General features: G+C 65.0%; 22 protein-coding genes and 2 pseudogenes. 13 read left to right on the plus strand and 11 right to left on the minus strand.

Annotated features, from left to right (window positions below):
• Window positions 1-17: 17 nt before the first annotated feature.
• The 3 genes from OG225_RS13005 (at window position 18) to OG225_RS13015 (ending at window position 3009) form a co-directional block, all read left to right on the plus strand.
• Entirely contained in the window at window positions 18-1370 is a 1353-nt protein-coding gene (locus tag OG225_RS13005; RefSeq protein WP_405181895.1) for a cytochrome P450, read from the plus strand.
• Window positions 1371-1551: 181 nt separating this feature from the next.
• Window positions 1552-1971, plus strand: coding sequence for a nuclear transport factor 2 family protein (locus tag OG225_RS13010; protein ID WP_405181896.1), 420 nt, complete (start codon window positions 1552-1554; stop codon window positions 1969-1971).
• A gap of 144 nt (window positions 1972-2115) precedes the next feature.
• Complete coding sequence (locus OG225_RS13015; protein ID WP_405181897.1) at window positions 2116-3009, plus strand: LysR family transcriptional regulator; 894 nt, start codon at window positions 2116-2118, stop codon at window positions 3007-3009.
• A 29-nt stretch (window positions 3010-3038) separates the two neighbouring features.
• On the opposite strand, the gene OG225_RS13020 is transcribed toward OG225_RS13015, so the two are convergent.
• From OG225_RS13020 to OG225_RS13035, 4 genes are all read right to left on the minus strand, one after another.
• A complete protein-coding gene (locus tag OG225_RS13020; RefSeq protein WP_405181898.1) occupies window positions 3039-3632 on the minus strand; it encodes a TetR/AcrR family transcriptional regulator in 594 nt (197 codons plus the stop codon).
• 158 nt (window positions 3633-3790) lie between these two features.
• Entirely contained in the window at window positions 3791-4258 is a 468-nt protein-coding gene (locus tag OG225_RS13025; protein ID WP_405181899.1) for an SRPBCC family protein, read from the minus strand.
• 55 nt (window positions 4259-4313) lie between these two features.
• The gene (locus OG225_RS13030; protein ID WP_405181900.1) at window positions 4314-5552 is read right to left on the minus strand and encodes a cytochrome P450; all 1239 of its coding nucleotides are present in this window, start codon (window positions 5550-5552) and stop codon (window positions 4314-4316) included.
• Window positions 5533-5808: a hypothetical protein gene (locus OG225_RS13035; RefSeq protein ID WP_216913233.1), complete on the minus strand. Its 276-nt coding sequence runs from the start codon at window positions 5806-5808 to the stop codon at window positions 5533-5535. The genes OG225_RS13030 and OG225_RS13035 overlap by 20 nt, the downstream gene beginning before the upstream one ends.
• A gap of 290 nt (window positions 5809-6098) precedes the next feature.
• Between OG225_RS13035 and OG225_RS13040 the strand changes: the two genes are divergently transcribed.
• From OG225_RS13040 to OG225_RS13070, 7 genes are all read left to right on the plus strand, one after another.
• Window positions 6099-6914 carry an HpcH/HpaI aldolase/citrate lyase family protein gene (locus OG225_RS13040; protein WP_405181901.1) on the plus strand — a complete coding sequence of 272 codons (816 nt, stop codon included), beginning with the start codon at window positions 6099-6101 and terminating at the stop codon, window positions 6912-6914.
• A 13-nt stretch (window positions 6915-6927) separates the two neighbouring features.
• Window positions 6928-7119, plus strand: a complete 192-nt coding sequence (locus OG225_RS13045; RefSeq protein WP_216913231.1) for a ferredoxin — start codon at window positions 6928-6930, stop codon at window positions 7117-7119.
• Window positions 7120-7189: 70 nt separating this feature from the next.
• Window positions 7190-8170 (plus strand): phosphotriesterase, encoded by a 981-nt coding sequence (locus OG225_RS13050; RefSeq protein ID WP_405181902.1) that lies wholly within the window; start codon window positions 7190-7192, stop codon window positions 8168-8170.
• Window positions 8167-9420 carry an NAD(P)/FAD-dependent oxidoreductase gene (locus OG225_RS13055; RefSeq protein WP_405181903.1) on the plus strand — a complete coding sequence of 418 codons (1254 nt, stop codon included), beginning with the start codon at window positions 8167-8169 and terminating at the stop codon, window positions 9418-9420. The genes OG225_RS13050 and OG225_RS13055 overlap by 4 nt, the downstream gene beginning before the upstream one ends.
• Window positions 9421-9488: 68 nt before the next feature.
• Complete coding sequence (locus OG225_RS13060; protein ID WP_405181904.1) at window positions 9489-10460, plus strand: zinc-binding dehydrogenase; 972 nt, start codon at window positions 9489-9491, stop codon at window positions 10458-10460.
• A gap of 118 nt (window positions 10461-10578) precedes the next feature.
• The gene (locus tag OG225_RS13065) at window positions 10579-13443 is read left to right on the plus strand and encodes an FAD-binding and (Fe-S)-binding domain-containing protein (protein WP_405183260.1); all 2865 of its coding nucleotides are present in this window, start codon (window positions 10579-10581) and stop codon (window positions 13441-13443) included.
• A 2-nt stretch (window positions 13444-13445) separates the two neighbouring features.
• On the plus strand, window positions 13446-14261 hold the full coding sequence (locus tag OG225_RS13070) for a mycofactocin-coupled SDR family oxidoreductase (RefSeq protein ID WP_405181905.1): 816 nt from the start codon (window positions 13446-13448) through the stop codon (window positions 14259-14261).
• A 158-nt stretch (window positions 14262-14419) separates the two neighbouring features.
• Here OG225_RS13070 and OG225_RS13075 read toward each other — a convergent pair whose 3' ends face one another.
• A complete protein-coding gene (locus OG225_RS13075) occupies window positions 14420-14614 on the minus strand; it encodes a hypothetical protein (protein WP_405183539.1) in 195 nt (64 codons plus the stop codon).
• A gap of 48 nt (window positions 14615-14662) precedes the next feature.
• On the opposite strand from OG225_RS13075, the gene OG225_RS13080 reads away from it, so the two are divergent.
• Window positions 14663-14872, plus strand: coding sequence for a hypothetical protein (locus OG225_RS13080; RefSeq protein WP_405183540.1), 210 nt, complete (start codon window positions 14663-14665; stop codon window positions 14870-14872).
• Here the strand turns inward: OG225_RS13080 and OG225_RS13085 are convergent.
• The 6 genes and pseudogenes from OG225_RS13085 to OG225_RS13110 form a co-directional block, all read right to left on the minus strand.
• Window positions 14806-15198 (minus strand): annotated as a pseudogene (locus OG225_RS13085) (SDR family NAD(P)-dependent oxidoreductase); the annotation flags it as partial. The gene OG225_RS13080 and the pseudogene OG225_RS13085 sit on opposite strands and share 67 nt — an antisense overlap.
• Window positions 15140-15298 carry a hypothetical protein gene (locus tag OG225_RS13090; RefSeq protein WP_405183541.1) on the minus strand — a complete coding sequence of 53 codons (159 nt, stop codon included), beginning with the start codon at window positions 15296-15298 and terminating at the stop codon, window positions 15140-15142. The pseudogene OG225_RS13085 and the gene OG225_RS13090, both read right to left, overlap by 59 nt.
• A pseudogene (locus tag OG225_RS13095) lies at window positions 15299-15370 on the minus strand (hypothetical protein); the annotation flags it as partial.
• 58 nt (window positions 15371-15428) lie between these two features.
• A complete protein-coding gene (locus OG225_RS13100; protein WP_405181906.1) occupies window positions 15429-16013 on the minus strand; it encodes an alpha/beta hydrolase in 585 nt (194 codons plus the stop codon).
• Complete coding sequence (locus OG225_RS13105; RefSeq protein WP_405181907.1) at window positions 16010-16498, minus strand: hypothetical protein; 489 nt, start codon at window positions 16496-16498, stop codon at window positions 16010-16012. The genes OG225_RS13100 and OG225_RS13105 overlap by 4 nt, the downstream gene beginning before the upstream one ends.
• A 143-nt stretch (window positions 16499-16641) precedes the next feature.
• A complete protein-coding gene (locus OG225_RS13110; protein ID WP_405181908.1) occupies window positions 16642-17346 on the minus strand; it encodes a TetR/AcrR family transcriptional regulator in 705 nt (234 codons plus the stop codon).
• A gap of 227 nt (window positions 17347-17573) precedes the next feature.
• Here OG225_RS13110 and OG225_RS13115 point away from each other — a divergent pair, with 227 nt between their 5' ends.
• Window positions 17574-18785, plus strand: coding sequence for an acetyl-CoA C-acetyltransferase (locus OG225_RS13115; protein WP_405181909.1), 1212 nt, complete (start codon window positions 17574-17576; stop codon window positions 18783-18785).
• 27 nt (window positions 18786-18812) lie between these two features.
• Complete coding sequence (locus OG225_RS13120; protein ID WP_405181910.1) at window positions 18813-21050, plus strand: 3-hydroxyacyl-CoA dehydrogenase NAD-binding domain-containing protein; 2238 nt, start codon at window positions 18813-18815, stop codon at window positions 21048-21050.
• Window position 21051 lies beyond the last annotated feature (1 nt).

Raw genomic sequence — 21051 nt, forward strand, 5'->3', positions numbered from 1 at the left:
GGCTGAGGAACCAAAGTATGACCACAGACAGCGCACCGGGCACCAAGGGCTGCCCTATCGATTTCGAGCGTCACACCACAGATTTTCGTGACTCTTTCGTCGAACGCACAGAGGAGTTGCACGGTAAGTGCCCGATCGCGTGGTCGGACTCCTACGGGGGCTACTGGGTGGCCAACGATATGCCGCAGGTCTTCGCCGTCGCCCGCAATCCGGAACTCCTGTCGAGTGATTTCGACGGAAAGTCGGAGCGGAAGGGCTATCAAGGCATCCTGATCCCCAACTACAGCATGCAGCGGAACCGCAGCGGATTCATCGAGATGGATCCGCCTGAGCAACAGGATTTCCGCAAACAGATCAACGCCTACCTGTCGCCGGCGGCAGTCGCTCGATGGGTGCCGGTGATCGATGAGCTCACCCGCGCCTGCCTCGACGAGGTGATCGAGACGGGTCGAATCGACTTCGTCGATGATCTGGCGAACATCGTGCCCGCGGTGGTGACGATGGGCCTGCTCGGCATGCCGTTGGCGGACTGGAAGATCTTCTGCGAGCCGGTGCACGCGTCTGTCTATACCGATCCGACCTCCCCCGAGATGATGGATGTGGTCAGGCGGATGCAGGAGGCCGACGCTCATCTGGCCGAATGGATCGTGAAGATCCGCGAAGAACCGCGACCGGGACTCATCCACGCGCTCAATACCCTGTCGATAGACGGTGAGCCGGTTCCGCATATCGACGTCTACGGGTCGTGCCAGTTGCTCATCGGCGGCGGATTCGATACGACGACGGCCCTGTCGGCGCATGCCTGGGAGTGGCTGTCACAGCATCCCGACGAACGAAAGCGGCTGCACGAGAATCTGGACACCATGCTGGACTCGGCCACCGAGGAGTTCCTGCGTTTCTATACCCCCGCACAGGGGAACGGGCGGACTGTCGCGAAGGATGCCGAGATCGACGGGGTCGAGTTGAAGGAAGGTGAGCGGCTCTGGCTGTCCTGGGCCATGGCGAACCGGAATCCGGACATCTTCCCCAACCCGAACGAGATCGATCTGAATCGGAGCGGCAACCGTCACGCGAGTTTCGGACTCGGCGTGCACCGATGCATCGGTTCGAATGTGGCACGAAATCTGTTCAAGCGGATGCTGATCCAAGTGCTCGACCGCATGCCCGACTTCGTCTGCCGAGAAGAGGGCGCCATCCACTACCCGTCGGTGGGCATCATCAACGGCATGCAGAAGCTGCCGGCGACCTTCACGCCGGGCCAGCGGTCGGGTGAAGGTCTGGACGCGACCATCGCCCGTATGCAGCAGATCGTCGATGAGCAGCGATTGGCCGAGCCGGTCACCAAGCACAAGGCCGCAGCGCAGATCTGAAGCGTCGGAGTCCGATGTCGGTCGTCGGACCGGGACAGGGTATCCGGTGTACCCGTTCAGGTCCGACGACCGACTCCGGCGAAATCATCGCACTGTGCGGCCGCTCCGTCGGCCGGACAGGAATCACCGTGACGGAGGCAGGCATGGATCACGACACCGAACTCGTCGGCATGGGCATCTGATGGACGACGTCGAAGCGATCAAGCAGCTCAAAGCCCGGTATTGCCGGACCATGGATACCAAAGACTGGGCGGGTATGCGTCAGGTCTTCACCGACGATGTCGTGGTGGACACCACCGGATCGGGTGGGCCGGTGGTGACGGGGGCGGACGCGTTCATGGAGTTCCTCCTCGCCCAGCTCGGTGATATCCAGACGGTGCACCAGTGTCATACGCCGGAGATCACCCTGACAACAGCGACCACCGCGACGGGGGTGTGGGCCATGGCGGACATCCTGCGTCTGTCCGGCGGATCCGATATCCACGGGTACGGCCACTACCACGAGCAGTACCGGAAGGAAGCGGGCGAATGGCGGATCAGCGGATCGACGCTGACCAGGCTTCTGACCGGTGATCCAGAGGCAGCGTCACCGCGCGGTTGAGTAGAATCGTTTTCCAGCGATCGTGTGTAGCTCCGGGCCGCAGGCATCCGCTTGGGGCCCGGAGTCTTCGAGGCATTCGATAGCCACTCTCCAGGCGGTGCCACGTCGAGCTCTGCTCGCATAACAGATCCAGGAGGTCCCCCGGTGAACTCCAGGGATTTGCGCTATTTCGTCGTCGCGGCCCGCGAGTTGCACTTCACCCGTGCGGCGGAGAGCTTGTTCATCACCCAGCCCGCGCTCAGTAAACAGATAGCGAGTCTGGAACGCGAATTGGACGCCCAGCTTTTCGTCCGCCGCCGTGACGGCGTCGCCTTGACCGCGGCGGGTGAGGCACTGGTGGACTTCGCCCAGCAGATCATCGAGCTCGATCAGGAAGCCCGTCACGCGGTACGGCGCGCGACCAGCTCCGCGCGCACCCTGACATTGGGGTTCTGGCTTGCCCCCGGGCAGGAGATGCTGAGAATGATCATCGAATCTTTCTCGACGCTGTATCCGGAGATCCATCTCGAATTGCGTCGTGCCGATTGGTCGAAGAAGGGGGCCGGCGTCGAGAGCGGTGAGTCCGATATCGGTCTCATCTGGCTGCCGCTGGGAAAGCGGCTCCGGCGGCTGAAATTCCACAGGCTCGGCCTGGAATCCACCGTGATCGCCTTGCCCACGGGCCATCGGCTCGCGTCGCGGGAAATCCTGTATCCGCAGGACCTGGTCGGCGAGATCTCGTTCACGGTTCCCAACGCCGGCACGAGCTTCAGCATCGCCGGTGCGGAAAAGCCACGCGCTCCGGCTCGGATCGTCACCACTATCGATGAGACACTGGTCGGTGTCGCCAGTGGCTTCGGGGTGTGTCCGTTCACCGAGTCGGTGGCCCGCTGGTATCCCCATCCGGGGGTCACCTTCGTCCCGTTCGAAGGCGACGCGCCCGCCGAGTACTGCGTTGTCTGGCGCGCGGAGGACGAGTCGCGTCCCGAGATCCGGGATCTCGTCCGTGCGACGGTCAACGCGTGGAGTTCGCTCGCGGTGACGAACGCGGCGACGTGAGCCCGCTCGCGCTGAACGAACATTCGCGATCATGCGAAGAACCGGTCACAGAACTGGTTCCGCACGGCTAGGACGTCGAGTTCGGGCGTGCGGAGCGACTCGATCTCGAGCCCTTGCCAGAACGCGAGAAGCTCGACCGCGGCAGCGTCGGGGTCCTGCTTCCACAAAAGGAGGCGGCGCAACTCATCTCTGACCCTGCGGGTGCGTTCGGTGAAATAGCCGTGTGCTGGATGGCGCGCCGAGATCGCCTCGGCACCCACGATCACATACAGCCCGGTGATCTCGCGTCGGCTCATGTGATGGTCGAGTAGTCGGGTGAAGTACTCCCGAGCGGTAGTCGGGTCGGCGGGAGTGGTCGTGTCGCGCACGTCGATGAAGTCGGTGACCTCCACCTGCTGGAGTACGGCCTCCAGCAGGTGGAACATCGATGGAAAGTAGTACAAAACCGATGGTTTGCGGATACCGCAGGCCTGTGCGACATGCGCGAGCGAGACCCCGTTGAACCCCGCTTCGCTGATCAGCCGCGTGGCTTCGCGGACGATCTGCTTCCTTCGCGCGTCCGGATGCAGCCGTACGATACGGCGACGTTGCTGTGGGGGAGTTGTGGTCGAGGCTACAGACATCTCGCCTTCGTTCCTCACCGTTCGGCTCCTGACCGGTGTCGCGGTCGAGGGGTGACGCGCACCGGGCGGGGAGTGGGATGTGGGCGCGGCCGATGCTGTTTTCCATCGTGCCGAGCCCACCGGATCAATATTGTCGAGACCTGCGGTGGTGCTGGAGGTCAGCTGTTGAGCGCCTTCCCGACCGCCGCATGGTATTGGTCGATGTACTTCGGTTCGAAGTTGCGGATCAAACCGGGTGGCAATTCGGCGCCTTTGGGGACTTCGACAGTCATGCTTCGGTGGAACAGTGTGATGCCCACACCGGGAGACAGAAACGAATACGAGATGGTCATGATGCCGGCGTAGCCCCCGCTGCCGTCCTCTCGATTGTGCGCGAGTGGTCCGTGGGACTGAAAGACCCAGCGCCACGGCCGCTCCGCGGTGATGAGCCGCCAGGAGTAGCGTTGCGGACTGTTACCGGCCTCGTGCCAGATATCGCCCACTTTCAGGGGCAGTTCGTCGACACCTTCGATGATCTCGGTGCCGGGATAGACCTTGACCCAGTTTCGTGGATCGGTTACGAAATCGTAGATCTCTTCGGCGTCGTTCTGAAAGGCTGTTTCGGAACTGACCTGGACGATGCCCACGCTGGCTACTCCTCTGGTGCGGATGGCGGTGATGTGAGGGCCGACGGTCCTCTGATCAAGAACTGCTCTTCACGACGACCGGCATATGGCTGTATCCCCATTGGAAGGTCGCGGGTGCGCGGGTGGCTTCCGTGACGTCGATCTCGTAGTCATCGACCCGTGAGAGGAATTCCTGGAGGATGATTCTCTCCTCGAGGCGGGCCAGGTGCACACCGACGCAGAAGTGCTGGCCATATCCGAATGCCAGAGTCCGTGGGATATGCCGATTCCATCGGAAGTCGTCGGGATTATCGAATTCGCGAGGATCGCGGTTGGCGGACTGAGTCAGGTAGACGACGCGCTGACCGGGTTTGACGATCTGACCCGCGACTGTCGTCTCTTCACGAGCGGTGCGCCCGAACCATTGGGCGGGACCGCAGAACCGATTCATCTCCTCTGCGGCGACCGCGCAGTTGTTCGCGAGATCGGACCGGACCTCGGCGAGCTGATCGGGATGGCGCGCCAGCTCGAGCAGTCCATGCGCAGCGACCTTGGGCAGTGTCTCGGTTCCTCCGACCATGACGCACATCAGATTGATGGCGATCTCCATGTCGGTGAGTTCCCGGCCCGCCACACGAAGATCGATCATCCCGTCGACGAGCGGCCAGCTGCCGTCCGCCCCCTCGGCCCGGCGCGCGGCGACCAGGGGACGCACGAATTCCAGTTGCCGCATCTGGAATTCGCGCGCCTCGACGAATCCGTCGCTATCGGTGCGCGTCATGGCATTGATATTGTCCAAGACCTCGGAGGCGTTCTCGACCGGGATATGGAACAGATGGCATATCGTCGAAGCCGAGATCACGCCGCCGAACTCGTGTACGAGGTCGAAACGCCCGCGCGGAACGAGTTCGTCGAGTTTTTCGCGCACCAGCGTGCGAATGAATGGTTCGAGCTTCTTGACGTGGCCCGGGCGGAGTTGCTTGCCGTGCGCCTGCCGGATGAACTCGTAGGTCGGGGCGCCGTAGTTCAGATGCGATCCCATTATCGGATCATGGGGGGGATCGAAGGTCGGACCGCTGTTGTGCTGTAGAAGGACAGACTTGTTGAATACCGAACCCTCGTTGGTCACGAACACGTTGGTGGGCTGGGAAAGGAAGTCCAGCGCGTCCTGGAACCGCGACAGGAAGAACGTGTCATACCGTTCCGCGTAGTACACGGGAAAGTGTTCGCGCAGGACCTCATAATAGGGGAGGGGATTACTCATCACCTCCGGCGAGAACGGGTCGTACACGAACTCATCGACGGCTGTGTTCAACTCGCCGCTCCTTGTCATCGTCTTTGGTCGCGATTGCCGGTCGCAGGTAGGCGAGAGCCAGGATGTCGTCGTCGTCGTAGTGCCCGGCCACCCGTGGATGTTCCGTATCGAGGTGCCGATTCACATCATGGACGAGGATCCGGCTATTCGCCGCGGCGATTTCCAAGCCGCACAGGCAGCGAATCGCGAATACGGTTCCGGGAAATGTCGTCTCGGAGGATATACCGTCGGCCCGCATCGCTTCATCGATATTCATCTGTGGCTCCTACCGTCAGACATCCGCCGCGGGTACGTCGGCGTACCGCTCACTATGTGGCGTATACGACAAATCTGTCCAAGAACCGGGCTCATAACTGTCGGTTATGGGCGGCCGGTGGTGCGTGATCGCCCGGCGAGCGAAGGGCACAGTGCTGATAACCGATTGGCATGGCTAGAGGTATTGGCGTTCTCCGTGGTTGCGGTCACACACTGGGAAGCACGTCGGATCGCGATCGGGTGTGGTCGTGCCAGCAAATGACGGTTTCATCGAGAACCCAGATCGGGGTCATGCCAGTGAATGTCATCCAGCGCGCTTTCTCGGAAGGTCGCCCGTCCTACGGCATCTGGGTCGCTGGGCCGTCGCAGCTCGCGGCCGAAGCGCTGGGTCGCGGACCGCTCGATTGGGTGTTGCTGGATATGCAGCACGGTGGCATCGACGCGAGCAACCTGCTTCCGATGATCCAAGCGGTGGAGCTGGGCGGTGGCGCGTCGCTGGTGCGAGTGGCGACGAACGAGTCGAGTTTGATCACCCGCGCCCTGGATCTGGGCGCGATCGGTGTGGTTGTGCCGATGGTCTCCACCGCGCAGCAGGCGCGGTCCGCCGCCGCGGCGGTCCGGTATCCACCGCACGGAACCCGCTCGTTCGGTCCCATTCGCAACTTCTACGGAGTCGAGGCGGCCGCCGCGTCGGTGACATGCCTGGTTATGATCGAGACCGCGGAGGGGCTGGAGAACGTGGCGGAGATCGCCGCGACACCCGGGGTCGACGGACTGTTCGTCGGACCGATGGATCTCGGGCTCGCGCTCGGTGTCGGCCTCAACGGCACTGATCCGGCGAACGAGATCGTTTCCGAAGCCATCGCCAAGGTCGTCGCGGCCGCAGAGGCGAACGGAATCTTCGTCGGAGTCGCCGGTATGGGGCCCGATCACGCGGAGGCACTGCTGAAAGCCGGCGCGCGGCTGGTCACGCTCGGCAGCGATGGCGGTTACCTGCGTGCGGGTCTCGCCGCGGACGGACGTCGTATCGAACGGTGGAACGAGCAGTTCCGCACGGCCACCGCGGCAGCGAGCGGCGACGCCACATCCCCCCATCAAGCGAAATGACGAGGAAAATTCCATGAAGGTGATTGTCGACTGGGGTCTCTGCGACGGCAACGGCGTCTGCGCGATCGAGGCTCCGACCGTCTTCGAGATCGATGACGACGACGAATTGCAGTTGCTCAAAGACGAGATCAGCGACGTCGAACGCGGCGCGGTCGACTCGGCGATTCGCGTGTGCCCCAAACGGGCGCTGCGGCTCGAGTCCTGATCCGCAAACCACCTACCGAATCCGACACCAGCCATGACACGTATCGGCACGCCGTGGCGAAAGGAAGAAGATGTCCACCGTTGACACCGTTCGCGGTCCGGTACCACTGGATCAGTTGGGGCCCACTCTGATCCACGAACACCTCATCATGATCTCCGCGGAGTTCGAGAAGTTCTATCCCGAACTGGCGTGGAGCCTTCCGCGAGAAGAGGTCGTGGACAAGGTCGCCGCCGCACTCCAGGAAGTGCGTGAGCGTGGGATCACCACGATCCTCGACTGCACCGCGTTCTTCCACGGCCGCGACATGGAATTCGTGAAGGAGGTCAACGACCGCGTCGACATGAACATCATCGTGTCGTCGGGGATCTACACCTTCGATTTCCTGCCGTACAACGTGTCGCACCGCCCGTCGGATCCGGTGGAGAAGGACATGCTGACGCGGATGTTCGTCCGTGACATCACGGTCGGGGTCGGTGACTCCGGAGTCAAGGCCCAGTCGATCAAGGTGGCCACCGATCTCGCGGGCATCACCCCCAACAACGAGCGGATACTGCGTGCCGCGGCCTCCGCTTCGGCGCAGACCGGCGCGCCGATCACCGTGCACACCCATCCCGCGGATCAGCTGGGGCCGAGCATCCAGAAGATCTTGTCCGAGTACGGTGCGGATCTGACCAAGGTCGTGATCGGCCACAGCGGTGACACGTCCGACCTCGACTACCTCCGCGGTTTGATGGACGCGGGCTCGATGGCCGGATTCGATCGATTCGGACTGTACATGCCCGGGACCGCCACGCTGGAGGAGCGCCTGGACACCGTGGCGACTCTGTGCGGCGAGGGATACGCCGACCGTATCGGTCTGTCCCACGACGCGGTGCTGTACTCCGATTGGAGCCCGCCCGGCGCGGCGCTCAAACGATTCCCGACCTGGGTGCCCACGCACATCTCCGACGTCGTCGTGCCCGGACTGCGCGCGCGCGGCGTCGCCGACGCGCAGATCGACACGATGATGGTGTCCGCGCCCGCGTCGCTGTTCGACAGCATCCGTCGGTGACCGCCCCCGCCGAGACCGCTGACACCGTGGCGGCCATCGCGGTCGTCGGAGCGTCGCTGGCCGGGCTGACCGCCGTACAGACTCTGGTGGAGTCCGGTGCGGTCACCCGCGTCACGGTGTTCGGGGCCGAACCACACCTGCCCTACGATCGGCCGCCGCTGTCCAAAGAGGTGCTCAAAGGCGTCTGGGAGGTGCAGCGATGCGACCTGGAACTCGTCGACGACGATCGGGTCACCTGGAATGTGGGCACCGAGGTCGTCGGCCTGGACACGTCGGATCCGTCGGGGCCTCGGCTTCGCCTGCGTGATGGCGCCGTCCATGACTTTCCCGGCGGCGTCGTCATCGCGACGGGCGCCGCGCCGAGGACGCTGGCCGGTGCGGAACTGACCGGTGTGCACATGGTCCGGTCACTCGACGACGCGGTGGGGCTGCGCACGGATCTCGACCGCCGCCCCTCGCACGTGGTGATCGTGGGCGGCGGATTCATCGGGGCCGAGGTAGCCGCGGCGTGCGTGGAACGTGGGCTGCGGGTGACTCTGCTGGAAACCCAGGAGGCGCCCTTCGAGCGAGTACTCGGCGCCGAAGTGGGCGAGGCCGTCATCGCCGAACATCGACGTCGAGGCGTCGATGTTCGGACCGGAACGGCCGTGGCGGCCGTGCGTGGTTCGGATCGCGTCGAGCGCGTCGAACTCGCCGACGGCACAGTACTTCCCGCGGATGTGGTCGTGCTCGGACTCGGCGTGACTCCGTGCGTCGAATGGTTGGAGGGCAGCGGAGTCACCGTGGGAGACGGTGTGGAATGCGATGCGACGCTGCTGGCCGGACCTCGGGTGGTCGCCGCCGGTGACGTGGCCCGGTGGCCCAATCACCGGTTCGGTGAGTTTCGGCGGGTCGAGCACTGGGACAACGCGATTCGACAGGGCCGACACGCCGCCTTGCGTCTGTTGGCCGAGCACGGGCACGGGACGGCCGAGCCGTTCTCCACGGTGCCGTGGGTCTGGTCGGATCAGTACGAGAACAAACTTCAGGTGGTCGGCTCGACCTTCGGGTTCGAGGAAGCCGTGATCGCGCACGGTTCCGCGGAGGAGCAACGCTTCGTCGCGCTGTACCGGCGTGGTGAGCACCTTGTCGCCGCGGTCGGCTTCAACCAGGCGAAGTTGGTCACGCGGTATCGCCGCATGCTTGCCCAACCGGTGTTGTGGACCGACGCGCTGGCGAAGGCCGAGCTCACCGGGCCGGTGATGAGTTGATCGCGCGGTGTGCCGTCCAGCCGGGGAGCGGCCCGCCCGGCGTCACTACAGTGTGAGAGAGGATAGTTATGTGGGCTCAGATGCTCAGCGCGCCAGGTAGATTCGAAACCATCGAGGTTCCGGCTCCGGACGCTGCCGATCTCGCGCCGGGGCAGGTGCTGCTCGCGACGAAGGCGGGGGCCATTTGCGGAAGCGACCTGCCCAACTTCAAGGGCGCGCCCTTCCCCCATCCCAAGAACCAGGGCAAATGGGTCACCAGCGCTCCGGGGTTTCCCATGCACGAGGTGGTCGGTGAGGTCATCGCCTCGAACCATGCCGAGCACACGAAAGGTGATCTCGTCGTCGGCTGGGCATCGGGGTTCGATGCCATCGCCGAAGTCATCGTGAGCGACGGCGCCGGGCTCGCCGGATTCGATACCGAACTCGCGCCTTCCACCGCGGTGATGCTACAGCCGCTCGCGTGCGTGCTGTATGCCGTGGATCAGCTCGATGACGTGACCGGCAAGACGGTCGCCGTGGTCGGTCAGGGGCCCATCGGCCTGTTGTTCAGCCATGTGCTCAAGAGCCGCGGCGCCAGGCATGTGGTCGGCGTGGACCGCGTCGATCGCGGCGACGTGGGCACGATCTTCGGCGTCGACGAGGTGGTTACCGCTAGCGCGAACCTGTGGGCGGCGTCGCTGGGCGCTGGTGACCGTCCCGAGGTGGTCGTGGAGGCGGTCGGTCACCAGGTGACCACCATGAAGAACTGCCTGGACGCGGTCGCGTTCGGCGGTGAGATCTACTACTTCGGTATCCCCGACGATCAGGTGTATCCCATCGAGATGATGACGCTGTTGCGCAAGAATCTCACGTTGCGCTCGGGAGCGACGATCGAGCGTCAGCGTGTGCTCGAGGACGCGGGTATCTATCTCGCGAAGAATCCCGAACTCCGTGATGTGTACGTGAGCCATGTGTTCCCCGTCGGCGATGTCGAGGCTGCGTTCCGTGCGGCCGTCGCGCCACAGGCCGGACAGTTCAAGATCTCGATCGATATGGCATGATCCGGCGAGTCGACGGGCGAGCCGACACGCGGGCGGCGAGCATATGGTGACCCCGGAGCTCGCCGAGACCACAGCCCACGTCGGCGCGGCGTCGGCCTCGCGCGACGCGGTCGGAACAATGGACCTGGCGAGAGGTCTGGCCCGTGCCGGGGTTCGCGACGTCCTCACTTCCTCGGCCGACCGCTCGGCGTACAGCAGCGACGCCTCGCTGTACCGCGTCGCTCCGCGGGCGATCGTGCGCCCACATGATGCCGAGGAGGTCGCGGCGACTCTGGAGGTCTGCCGAACGCTCGCGGTTCCGGTCACGGCACGGGGAGCCGGGACGTCGGTTGCGGGAAACGCGGTCGGTCCGGGGGTGATCATCGACTTCAGCAGGCATATGAACAGGGTGCTCCATCTCGATGGCGAAACACGCAGTGCGACAGTGCAACCCGGCACAGTGCACGCGACGCTACAGGCGGTGGCACAGGGTGCGGGACTCCGTTTCGGCCCCGATCCGTCGACCCACACCAGGTGCACGATCGGCGGCATGATCGGCAACAACGCCTGCGGCTCGCGCACCCTCGGATACGGCCGCACGGTGGACAATATCGAGAAGCTGAGCGCACTGACGATGCGCGGGGAACAGATCACCGCGACCACCCGGGTCGTCGGCAAGCCGAAGGTCACCGGAGCCCCTCGGGTGACAGACGAACTGCAACGGGTGATCGGCGCGCATCTCGCCGTGGCGCGGACGGAGTTCGCGACATTCGGGCGGCAGGTGTCGGGATACGCGGTCGACAATCTGCTGCCCGAGCGAGGTTTCGACGTCGGAGGACTTCTCGTCGGCAGCGAGGGGACGCTGGCGATCGTGACCGAGGCGACCGTGCGACTTGTCGCCGAACCGGACTATCGTCTGCTCGTCGTACTCGGATACGAAGACTTCGGCGCCGCCGGTGACGCTGTTCCGGCGATTCTGGCCTTCACTCCTACCGCGTGCGAGGGCATCGACGCCAGGATCGTCGATATCGTCACCAGTAAGCGGGGCCCGGGATCGGTGCCGCCGCTACCCGGTGGTCGTGCCTGGCTGTTCGTCGAATTATCCGGCGAGACCAGGGAATCCGTCCACGATCGCGCCGCGGGGCTGGTCGCGAAATGCGAGGCGATCGACACGAGGGTGGTCGAGGACCCGCGGCTGGCCGCGTCGCTGTGGCGGATTCGCGAGGACGGGGCTGGCTTGGCAGGCCGGGCTCCGTCGGGTCTCCCGGCGCACGCGGGCTGGGAGGATGCCGCCGTGCCACCGGCACGCATCGGAGACTACCTTCGGTCCTTCGACGAACTGGTCGATGAACACGGTCTTACCGCGATGCCCTACGGCCACCTCGGCGACGGCTGCGTGCATGTACGGCTCGACTTCCCCCTCACCGCCACCGACGGAACCCGACGGTTCCGCGAATTCCTCACCGCCGCCGCTGATCTCGTGGTGAGCTACGGGGGCTCCCTGTCCGGCGAACATGGTGACGGGCGTGCGCGAAGCGAACTGCTGCCGCGGATGTACTCGCCCGAGGCGATCGGCCTGTTCGCCGCCGTGAAGGCCGCATTCGACCCGGACGGTCTGTTGAATCCCGGTGTCCTGGTCGATCCGGATCCGCTGGATGCCGGTATCCGCGTCGTGACCGCCCGTGCGATACGCCAACCACTCGCGCTGGCCTATCACGGTGACGACGGTGACTTCGGCCAGGCGGTGCACCGGTGTACCGGAGTCGGGAAGTGCAGGGCGGATTCGACCGCGTCGGGTGGTGTCATGTGTCCGTCGTACCTGGCTACGCGCAACGAGAAGGATTCCACGCGCGGGCGCGCCCGAGTGCTGCAGGAGATGATCGACGGCGAGCTGGCCGATGGTTGGCGGTCCGAGGCGGTGCACGACGCGCTCGATCTGTGCCTGTCGTGCAAGGGATGCGCCTCGGACTGCCCGACCGGCGTCGACATGGCCGCCTACAAATCCGAGGTCCTGCATCAATCGTATCGTCGGCGGCTACGTCCACGGTCCCATTACGCGTTGGGGTGGCTTCCCCGCTGGTCCCGACTCGCCTCCAGAACACCGCGACTCGTCAACTGGGCGATGGGAGTTCCGGCGCTGCGCGGTCTGGGACTGCGCCTCGCGGGAGTCGATCCTCGCCGGTCGCTGCCGACCTTCGCCGATCAGACATTCCGGCGATGGTTCGCCGCGACCGCGGGTGAGCGCCGCACCGAAGGGCGACCGGTCGTACTGTTCGTGGACAGTTTCACCAACCATTTCGCGCCGCAGGTGGCGATCGACGCGGTCCGTGTGCTCGAAGCGGCCGGATATCGGCCGCGGATCACCGAACGCGAGACCTGTTGCGGACTCACCTGGATCACCACCGGTCAACTCGACGCCGCGCGCCGGATCCTCGGGCGAACGGTGGAGCAACTCGGGCCTGCCCTGACCGAGGGGATTCCCGTCGTCGGACTCGAACCCTCGTGTACCGGTGTGCTGCGTAGCGACGTCGTCGAAATCCTCGACACCGACGAGAGCCGAAAGCTCGCTTCCTCGACCTATACCCTCGCGGAACTGCTGGCACGCGACGCGTCGTGGAAAACGCCGTCGCTCGAAGGTATCCGGGTGATCGCGCAACCGCACTGCCATCACCACGCGGTGATGGGCTGGGAGGCGGACGAACGGTTACTCACCGACGCGGGCGCGGAACTGGTGCGACTGGGCGGCTGCTGCGGCCTGGCAGGCAACTTCGGGGTCGAGATCGGACACTACGAGGTCTCGACGGCTGTGGCAGCCCACCAACTGCTGCCCGCGTTGAATTCGGCGGAACCCGACGACGTGTTTCTCGCCGACGGATTCTCCTGTCGCACACAGGCTGTGGATCTCGCGTCGAAGGACGGGATCCATCTGGCGCAGTTGCTCGCGCGCAATCTCGGCCGACCGGACCGAAAGACCGATATCGAACGAAGAGAAGGCGAAGAATAGGAATGGGACGACTCGACGACAAGGTCGCGTTCATCACCGGCGTGGCACGCGGACAGGGACGCACACACGCGGTCCGGTTGGCGCGCGAAGGCGCTCGGATCATCGGAATCGACCTGGCGGGTCCGTTGCCCGGCGCGGTGCCCTACGACTCGGCCACACCGGGCGACCTCGAGCAGACACGTCGTCTGGTGGAAGCCGAAGGTGGAAAGGCGCACCTCGCCCAGGGCGACGTGCGTGATCTCGACGCATTGAAATCGGTTGTCGAGGAGGGTGTTTCACAGTTCGGTGGTCTCGACGTGATCGTGGCCAACGCCGGGATCTGTGTCCCGGAGACTTGGAACGAGATCACCCCGAAGAGCTTCGCCGATGTCCTCGACATCAATGTGACCGGTGTGTGGAATACGGTGATGGCGGGTGCGGACCACCTGATCGCGCGCGGCGGCGGGTCGGTCATCCTGACCAGTTCGGCGGCGGGGGTGAAGATGCAGCCATTCATGGTGCACTACACCACCAGCAAGCACGCGCTCGTCGGCATGGCGCGCGCGTTCGCGGCCGAATTGGGCAACCACAACATCCGGGTCAACACCATTCACCCGGGCGGAGTGAACACGCCGATGGGATCGGGCAGTATGCAGCAACGTCTCGAGGAGACCTTCGCGGCGAATCCCCGGCTGGCGGGGATGGGGATGACCTTCCTCAACCAGTTCGTGGCCGAACCGGAGGAAGTCTCGAATGTCGTCGCGTTCCTGGCCTCGGACGAGTCCACGTTCATCACCGCCTCGCGAATCTCGATAGACGGCGGAGCGACGGTCTTCTGAAATGTGGCGGCTGGGCAGTGCGATCAGTTCGGCCGCCTCGTGCATGGCGCATCGCTGGTGGCGCGGATCGGTAGAAACCCCGTCGCATCGTGTCGGCTGGGAGACAGCCGTGAGGCCCGCCCGATTCGCACGGACGTGCGAATCGGGCGGGCCGACACCTAACCGCGCGGCGCGAACAACGGATTGTCGGCGAGTACTTTCTCGTTGATGACGGTCCACCGCATGGTGTCGGTCAGTAGACGGAACTCGTCGGTGTCGACGATCGAGTCCCACTCGACCCCGACGACCTCCGGAGTGAGATCTGTTCCGGGGTGGGTGTATCCGACTGTTTCGCCGATGAACAGGCGTGACACCCGCCGCAATCCGCTGACGAACGCCTCGCCGCTGACCGGGCAGGTTTCGTGACAGAGCAGGGCGACCAGCGGTGCCGCCAGGTCGGGCCCCGGTCGATGATGTCATCGGGCACGTCGATCCCGGCATCGATCATTCCGGCGACCATCATGCGGGTGAACGCCATCGGCGCCACCATATTCACCTTGATCCCGGCTTTTCTGCCCACCTGGGCCAGGCCGCGCCCCAGTCCGAGCACCGCGGCCTTCGCGGTGCCGTAGGCGATGGTGTTGTAGGCTCCGAGCGCTCTGGTCGACGTCGTCAGGACTACGCGGCCGTACCCGGCCCGGGTCATGTGCGGCCACGCGGCCTGGGTCATATTGAACGAGCCCTCGATATGGACCGCGAATCGCCGACGCAGCCACTCGGCGTCCATCTCCGGAAACGCGTCGTTGGTGAAGATTCCCGCGCTGTTGACAACGATGTCCAGACGGCCGAAAGTGTCGATCGCGGTCGCGACGAGCGCGCGAGCGCCGTCGGCGCTCGTTTCAGACGGTGGCCGGTGCGGTCGCGCGGTAGTGGCGGTCGAGGGCGTCGATGAAATCACGTGCGTGGGCCACGGTCAGCCGAGTTTCGGGGACCATGTTGTAGCCGTGTGGTCCACCGGGGTGTACATGCAGTTCGGTCGGAATACCATTCTCCAGCAACCGTTTCGCGTAGGCGATGGTTTCGCCCGCGAACAGGTCGAGTGCGCCGACACAGATGAAATCCTGTGGCAGACCGGTGACGTCCTCGACTCGCGCGGGAGCGGCGTACGGTCATCGAGCATCGGATAGATCAGCAGCTGGAACGAGACGGGAACTCGCCCTCGTCGCGCGCGCGGATCGCCGGCGCGGCAGCCAGTCCGCCGCCCGCGCTCTGCCCGCCGACCGCGATGCGTGTCGGGTCTGCTCCGAGTTCGTCGGCGTTGCTGTGCAACCACTTCAGCACGGCGTAGCTGTCGTTGAGCGGCCCCGGCGCGGCGGTTTCCGGCGCCAGCCGGTAGTCGACCGACACGACGATCGCACCGGTCTCGGCGGCGATCCGCCGACAGGTCAGGTCGTCGTCGTCCGCGGTCCCCATCACGTAACCGCCGCCGTGGTGCCAGACCAGGGCCGGAGGACGCTTCGTGCGCCCTTGTGGTTCGTAGTACAGGACGCGTACGGCGGGTTCGCCGTCGAGGCCGAGCACGTGACGCTCGGTTCGGATGATGGTCGGAAAGAGTTGCGCGCCATCGGGTGCCGCGGCCATCCGCGTGCGCAGCCGTTCCCGCACGGCGGCGATGGTCTGCGGGCTCAGCTCGAACGGGGGGAACGCCTCGATCGCGGGCGCGATCTCCGGGTCGAGTAGACGACGGCTGGACGGAGAAGCGGAGTTCATCATCGATTCCTGTCTCCAGTTGGGAACCGAGACGGCATCGACGGCCGACCGGGGGTCGGCCTCGGCGGTCGCGGTCGCGAGTGTGAAGCCCCGATAGTCGTCCGCGGCGACCTCGTCGCAGATCGCGCGGTATCGTCCGGCGCCGCCTCGTTGACATGCTCGACCCATTTGTCCTCCGCGTCGACAACCGCTTCGACGCGGGTGTAGTCGTTGTCGCGGAGATGGGCGATGAGGTCGGTCACCCAGTCGACGTGCTGCTCGATCGAAATGATCATGTTGACCAGTACCGACGGGCTACCCGGCCCGGTGAGCAGGAACAGATTCGGGAAACCCGCTGTCGCGATGCCGAGGTAGGTTCGTGGTCCGGCAGCCCACTTGTCGCGCAACAGTTCTGCGTCGTCGCCGCGGATATCGATGGCGTTGAGTGGTCCGGTCATGGCGTCGTAGCCGGTGGCGAAGACGATGACATCGAACTCGGTCTCGCCCACACGCACGCCACACCCCGATGCGGCACCCGAAGATCTCGGCGCACCGATCGATCAGTGCGGCCAGCTCGGCGCCGGACTCGACGAGTTCGTCCAGCGCGTCCAATGAGCGGTCGAGGTCGTCCGCAGTCACCGGTGGAAACCGGTCACCGGGTGACATCTACCGCTCCGGGGGGATCGCGAAAAAGCTGGGCATCTAGGCTCCTGACTCGGCGTCGCCCGGCCTGCGTCGTGGACAGTTTCGACTCGGCGGCGTGGAGCTCCGGGGCGATCAGGTCGATGAACTTGTCGCCGATCCGTCGGATGTCCTCGTAAGATCCGGAGGCGAGTCGTACCCGGCCGAACAGTGTGCTGTTGATCGACGACAGCATCAGCCCGATATCCCGCGCGCGTTCCTCGTCGAGGATGTCGAGTTCGCTGACCAGCCAATCGAAGCCGGTCTGCTGATAGTCGGTGATCAACTGATGGACGAGCGGGTTGCTACTCGCGTGCAGTGAGTGCTGCATGGCGAGAAAATGTGGATATCTCTTGTTCGCCGCGACCAGCAGATGCAGTTTCGAACGCAGCCGCGTCACCGCGTCCTTGCCCGGATGCGGTGACGGTTCGCGCATCGGCCGCACCCATTCGATCAGGGCCACCGCGTAGACGTGTTCCTTCGACTCGAAGTAGCGGTACAGCGTTCCGAGGGCGACCTGGGCGCGCTGGGCGACATCGCGAATGTGGATCTGCTCGTAGCTCCGTTCGACGAGTAGTTCGATCGCGGCGGTGACGATTTGTCCACGGCGGGCCAGTTGCCAGTCGGGTAGAGCCGCCGCTTCCGGCGGTGTCTTCGACGCATTGCGGCCGGCCATGGGCTCCCCGTTTCGATTGCCATCCGGTGTGGACGGTTCGTTGTAGTCACGATAGTGGTGGTCGAGTCGATGTGAACGGTGGACTTACTCAATATCTGAAGTTAGAGTCTAATTCTACTCAGTGGATGGACCGCTCAGGCAGGTGTCGGCCGAGCCGGTCGCACAGCGGTCCGCGTGTGCGTTCCCTACTCCGTCCGCGCCGATTCCTGACAACAACGGAGAGATTCATGGACGAAGTCTTCATCTACGACCACGCCAGGTCGCCCCGCGGACGGGGCAAATCGACCGGGTCTCTGCACGAGATCACCTCGATCAGCCTCATCACCCAGGTTCTCGCGACACTGAAGGAGCGGAATCTGCTGGCCGCCGACGCCATAGACGACGTGGTGCTCGGTGTGGTCAGTCCGGCGGCCGAGGCCGGCGCGACCACGGTGCGAATGGCGCCGATCGCAGCGGGTTTCGCGGACTCGGTCGGCGGGCTCCACCTCAATCGGGCGTGTGCCTCGGGCATGGAGGCCGTCATCGTATCGGCTGCCAAGATTCGTGCCGGGTGGGCGGACGGCGCCATCGGCGGCGGCTACGAAAGCATGTCCCGGGTGCCACCGGGTACCGGTGGCGGCGGTGCGTGGGGCGTCGATCCCGCGTTCTCGGCAGCGCACCCGTTCATGATGCAGGGTGTCGCGGCCGACCTGCTGGCGACATTGCGCGGAGTCGGCCGAGCCGACCTCGACGCCTACAGTCTCGCCAGTCAGGAACGCGCCGCCAAGGCTCAGGCGGGCGGATTCTTCGACAACGCGCTCGTGCCGATCACCGACATCCTCGGCACGGTCGTGCTGGACCGCGACGAGCACCTACGTCCCGACGCGACTTCGGAGGGGTTGGCCGCGCTACCCGCGGCATTCGCACTCGAAGGGCAGAAGCTCGGATTCGACGACGTCGCTATTCAGAGATATCCGCACCTCACCGAGATAAACCATGTCCACACCGCTGGTTCGAGTTCCGGTGTCGTCGATGGCGCCGCGGGTGTGCTGATCGGCAATCACGAGTTCGGCGTCCGCAATGGCCTGCGCCCGCGCGCGGTGATCAAATCGTCGGTGACCTACGCGTCGGATCCGCTGCTGTTCCTCGACGCGCCGCCCGAGACCTGCCGTCGGGCGTTGAAGCGGGCGGGCATGGGAGTCGCCGACATCGACCTGTGGGAATTGAACGAGGCTTTCGCCGTCGTCCCGCTCGTCTTCATGGACGAAATGGGCGTCGAGCACGATCGCCTCAATGTCAACGGTGGAGCGATAGCGCTCGGCCATCCGCTGGGAGCCTCGGGGGCGATGATCCTCGGCACCCTGCTCGACGAACTCGAGCGCCGGGAGCTGTCCACGGGTGTGGCGTCGTTGTGCGCGGCGGGCGGCATGGGCATCGCGACAGTCATCGAACGAGTCTGACCAGGACGGCACACAGAAATGACGACTATGACCAATAGCATCGGATACGACGTCGACGAGGTCGGTGTCTGCACTTTGACGATGGATGACCAGGGTGCGACCGTCAACGCTGTCGGCGGCCGGTTCATGGCGGACCTCGCCGCCGCGATCGCCCGGGTGGTGGCGGACGACACCGCCAAGGGAATCCTTCTGGTCTCCGGCAAGGACGGGTTCGTCGCCGGAGGCGATCTCAAGGAAATGGACAACGGCAAGGCTCGGCTGTCGACGACGTTGACCCCCGCGCAACGACTGGATCTGCAGCAGTCGTTGTCGAACGCGCTGCGCACGTTGGAAACCCTCGGAAAACCCGTCGCCGTCGTCATCAACGGTGTCGCCGCGGGCGCGGGCCTGGAACTGGCGCTGGCCTGCCACTATCGTGTCGCCATCGATGACCGCGGCGTGTTGCTCGGACTGCCGGAGTCCCAGGTGGGGCTGATCCCCGGCAGTGGTGGCACGCAGCGCCTGCCGAGGCTCATCGGCGTAGAGAAGGCCGTGCCCCTGATGCTTCAGGGAACTCTCGTCCCGGCCGCCAAGGCGAAGGAGCTCGGGATCGTTCACGCGGTGCTGCCGCGCGCCGAGGCGCGCGCCGAGGCTCGGCGGTGGCTCCTCGAGGACGGCGATCCGGTTCAGCCGTGGGACAAGAAGGGGTTCGCGGTCCCCGGCGGCCTTCCCACCACGTCGCCGAACGTCGGCCGCGTCTTCTTTCTCGGCAACACCGTGACCAGGGCCAAGACTTTCGGGAACTCACCGGCGCAGACCGCCATTCTCGCGGCGGTGTGGGAAGGTATCAGGCTGCCGTTCGACACCGCGGTGCGGTTGGAAGGCAAGTACTTCCAGCGCATTTTCGAGGACCCCACATCCAAGGCGATCATCCGGACGATGTTCGTGAGCAAGAAGTCCGCGGACAAACTCAGTGCTCGTCCGGCGGGGATACCCAAGGCGGATATCAAGCGGCTCGGAATCGCGGGCGCCGGAACCATGGGCGCGGGTATCGCGCTCGCGGCGGCCAAGGCAGGCTTGCAGGTCGTGCTGCTGGATTCCACCGAGGAAAAGGCACTGGCGGGCAAGAGCTATGCCGAGAAGCGGCTGAATCGCGATGTCGAGAAGGGACGCTCGACCCCCGAGAAGCGCGATGCGATCCTCGGCCGTATCGAGGCGACCGCCGATTTCAGCGGTTTCGGTGACGTGGACTTCGTCGTCGAGGCGGTGTTCGAGTCCGAGAGCGTCAAACGTGAGGTGTACGCCGAGATCGAGAAGCATCTGCCGCGGGGGGTGGTTCTCGCCTCGAACACCTCGGCGCTGCCGATCACGGGTCTCGCCGATCTCACCGGCAGGGCAGAGAAATTCGTCGGCACCCATTTCTTCTCCCCGGCCGAGCGGATGCCGCTGGTCGAGATCATCCGTGGCCGAGGGACCTCCGACGAGACCTTGGCGCACGCGCTGGATCTCGCGCAGATCCTGCGCAAGACCCCGATCGTCGTCAACGACAGTTGGGGGTTCTTCACCAGCCGCTTCATCGGGTCGTTCCTGACCGAGAGCATGCGCATGGTGCAGGAGGGCGTGCTTCCCGCGCTCGTGGAGAACGGCGCACGCATGCTCGGGATGCCTCAGGGAGCCTTGACCGTCGCCGATGCCGTCGGACTCGACGTGGGGCGAGCACCGCTGATCGCGAAGGTCCGTGCCGACGAGAACGCGGCGGCCACCGACTACGAACTCGGTGCCTATATGGTCGGCAAGTACGACCGCCTGGGCAGGAAGAACGGCAAGGGCTTCTACGACTACCGAGCCGACGGGTCCAAGCGGCTGTGGGCCGGTCTGTCCGAAGCGATCCCGCCGCTCGCCGAGCAGCCGTCCATCGGCGAGGTCAAGTCCCGCATCCTGTACGCCCAGCTCGCTGAGGGCGCGCGTGCGTTTGCCGAGGGTGTGCTTCTCGGTCCCGCCGACGGTGATCTGGGGGCTACCCTCGGCGTCGGATTCCCCGCACATCTCGGAGGTCCGTTCGTCGCCATGGATCAGATCGGCATCGCCGAGGTCGTCGCCGAACTGGATCGACTGCGTGGTGCCCACGGTGAGAAGTTCGCCGTACCTGATCTGTTGCGTCGGATGGCGGAGAACGGTCAGTCGTTCTACGGCGCGAACGCTGTCGTATCACCCGGGGCCACGGGCGAAGTGTCGGGTCCCGATTCCGGAGAGGCCGTATCCGGAGCGCGGGGACAGGCGAAATGAC

It is taken from the genome of Nocardia sp. NBC_01377 (genome assembly GCF_045040005.1).
In the GTDB taxonomy this organism is placed as follows: Bacteria; Actinomycetota; Actinomycetes; order Mycobacteriales; family Mycobacteriaceae; genus Nocardia; species Nocardia noduli.

Bases quoted from the DNA above. Each gene is read 5' to 3' on its own strand.
- OG225_RS13120 (WP_405181910.1), top strand. From the start codon at position 18,813: ATGACCAATAGCATCGGATACGACGTCGACGAGGTCGGTGTCTGCACT.
- OG225_RS13050 (WP_405181902.1), top strand. From the start codon at position 7,190: ATGTCCACCGTTGACACCGTTCGCGGTCCGGTACCACTGGATCAGTTG.
- OG225_RS13065 (WP_405183260.1), top strand. From the start codon at position 10,579: ATGGACCTGGCGAGAGGTCTGGCCCGTGCCGGGGTTCGCGACGTCCTC.
- OG225_RS13035 (WP_216913233.1), bottom strand. From the start codon at position 5,808: ATGAATATCGATGAAGCGATGCGGGCCGACGGTATATCCTCCGAGACG.
- OG225_RS13100 (WP_405181906.1), bottom strand. From the start codon at position 16,013: ATGATGAACTCCGCTTCTCCGTCCAGCCGTCGTCTACTCGACCCGGAG.
- OG225_RS13010 (WP_405181896.1), top strand. From the start codon at position 1,552: ATGGACGACGTCGAAGCGATCAAGCAGCTCAAAGCCCGGTATTGCCGG.
- OG225_RS13070 (WP_405181905.1), top strand. From the start codon at position 13,446: ATGGGACGACTCGACGACAAGGTCGCGTTCATCACCGGCGTGGCACGC.
- OG225_RS13005 (WP_405181895.1), top strand. From the start codon at position 18: ATGACCACAGACAGCGCACCGGGCACCAAGGGCTGCCCTATCGATTTC.
- OG225_RS13115 (WP_405181909.1), top strand. From the start codon at position 17,574: ATGGACGAAGTCTTCATCTACGACCACGCCAGGTCGCCCCGCGGACGG.
- OG225_RS13040 (WP_405181901.1), top strand. From the start codon at position 6,099: ATGCCAGTGAATGTCATCCAGCGCGCTTTCTCGGAAGGTCGCCCGTCC.
- OG225_RS13045 (WP_216913231.1), top strand. From the start codon at position 6,928: ATGAAGGTGATTGTCGACTGGGGTCTCTGCGACGGCAACGGCGTCTGC.
- OG225_RS13060 (WP_405181904.1), top strand. From the start codon at position 9,489: ATGTGGGCTCAGATGCTCAGCGCGCCAGGTAGATTCGAAACCATCGAG.
- OG225_RS13020 (WP_405181898.1), bottom strand. From the start codon at position 3,632: ATGTCTGTAGCCTCGACCACAACTCCCCCACAGCAACGTCGCCGTATC.
- OG225_RS13110 (WP_405181908.1), bottom strand. From the start codon at position 17,346: ATGGCCGGCCGCAATGCGTCGAAGACACCGCCGGAAGCGGCGGCTCTA.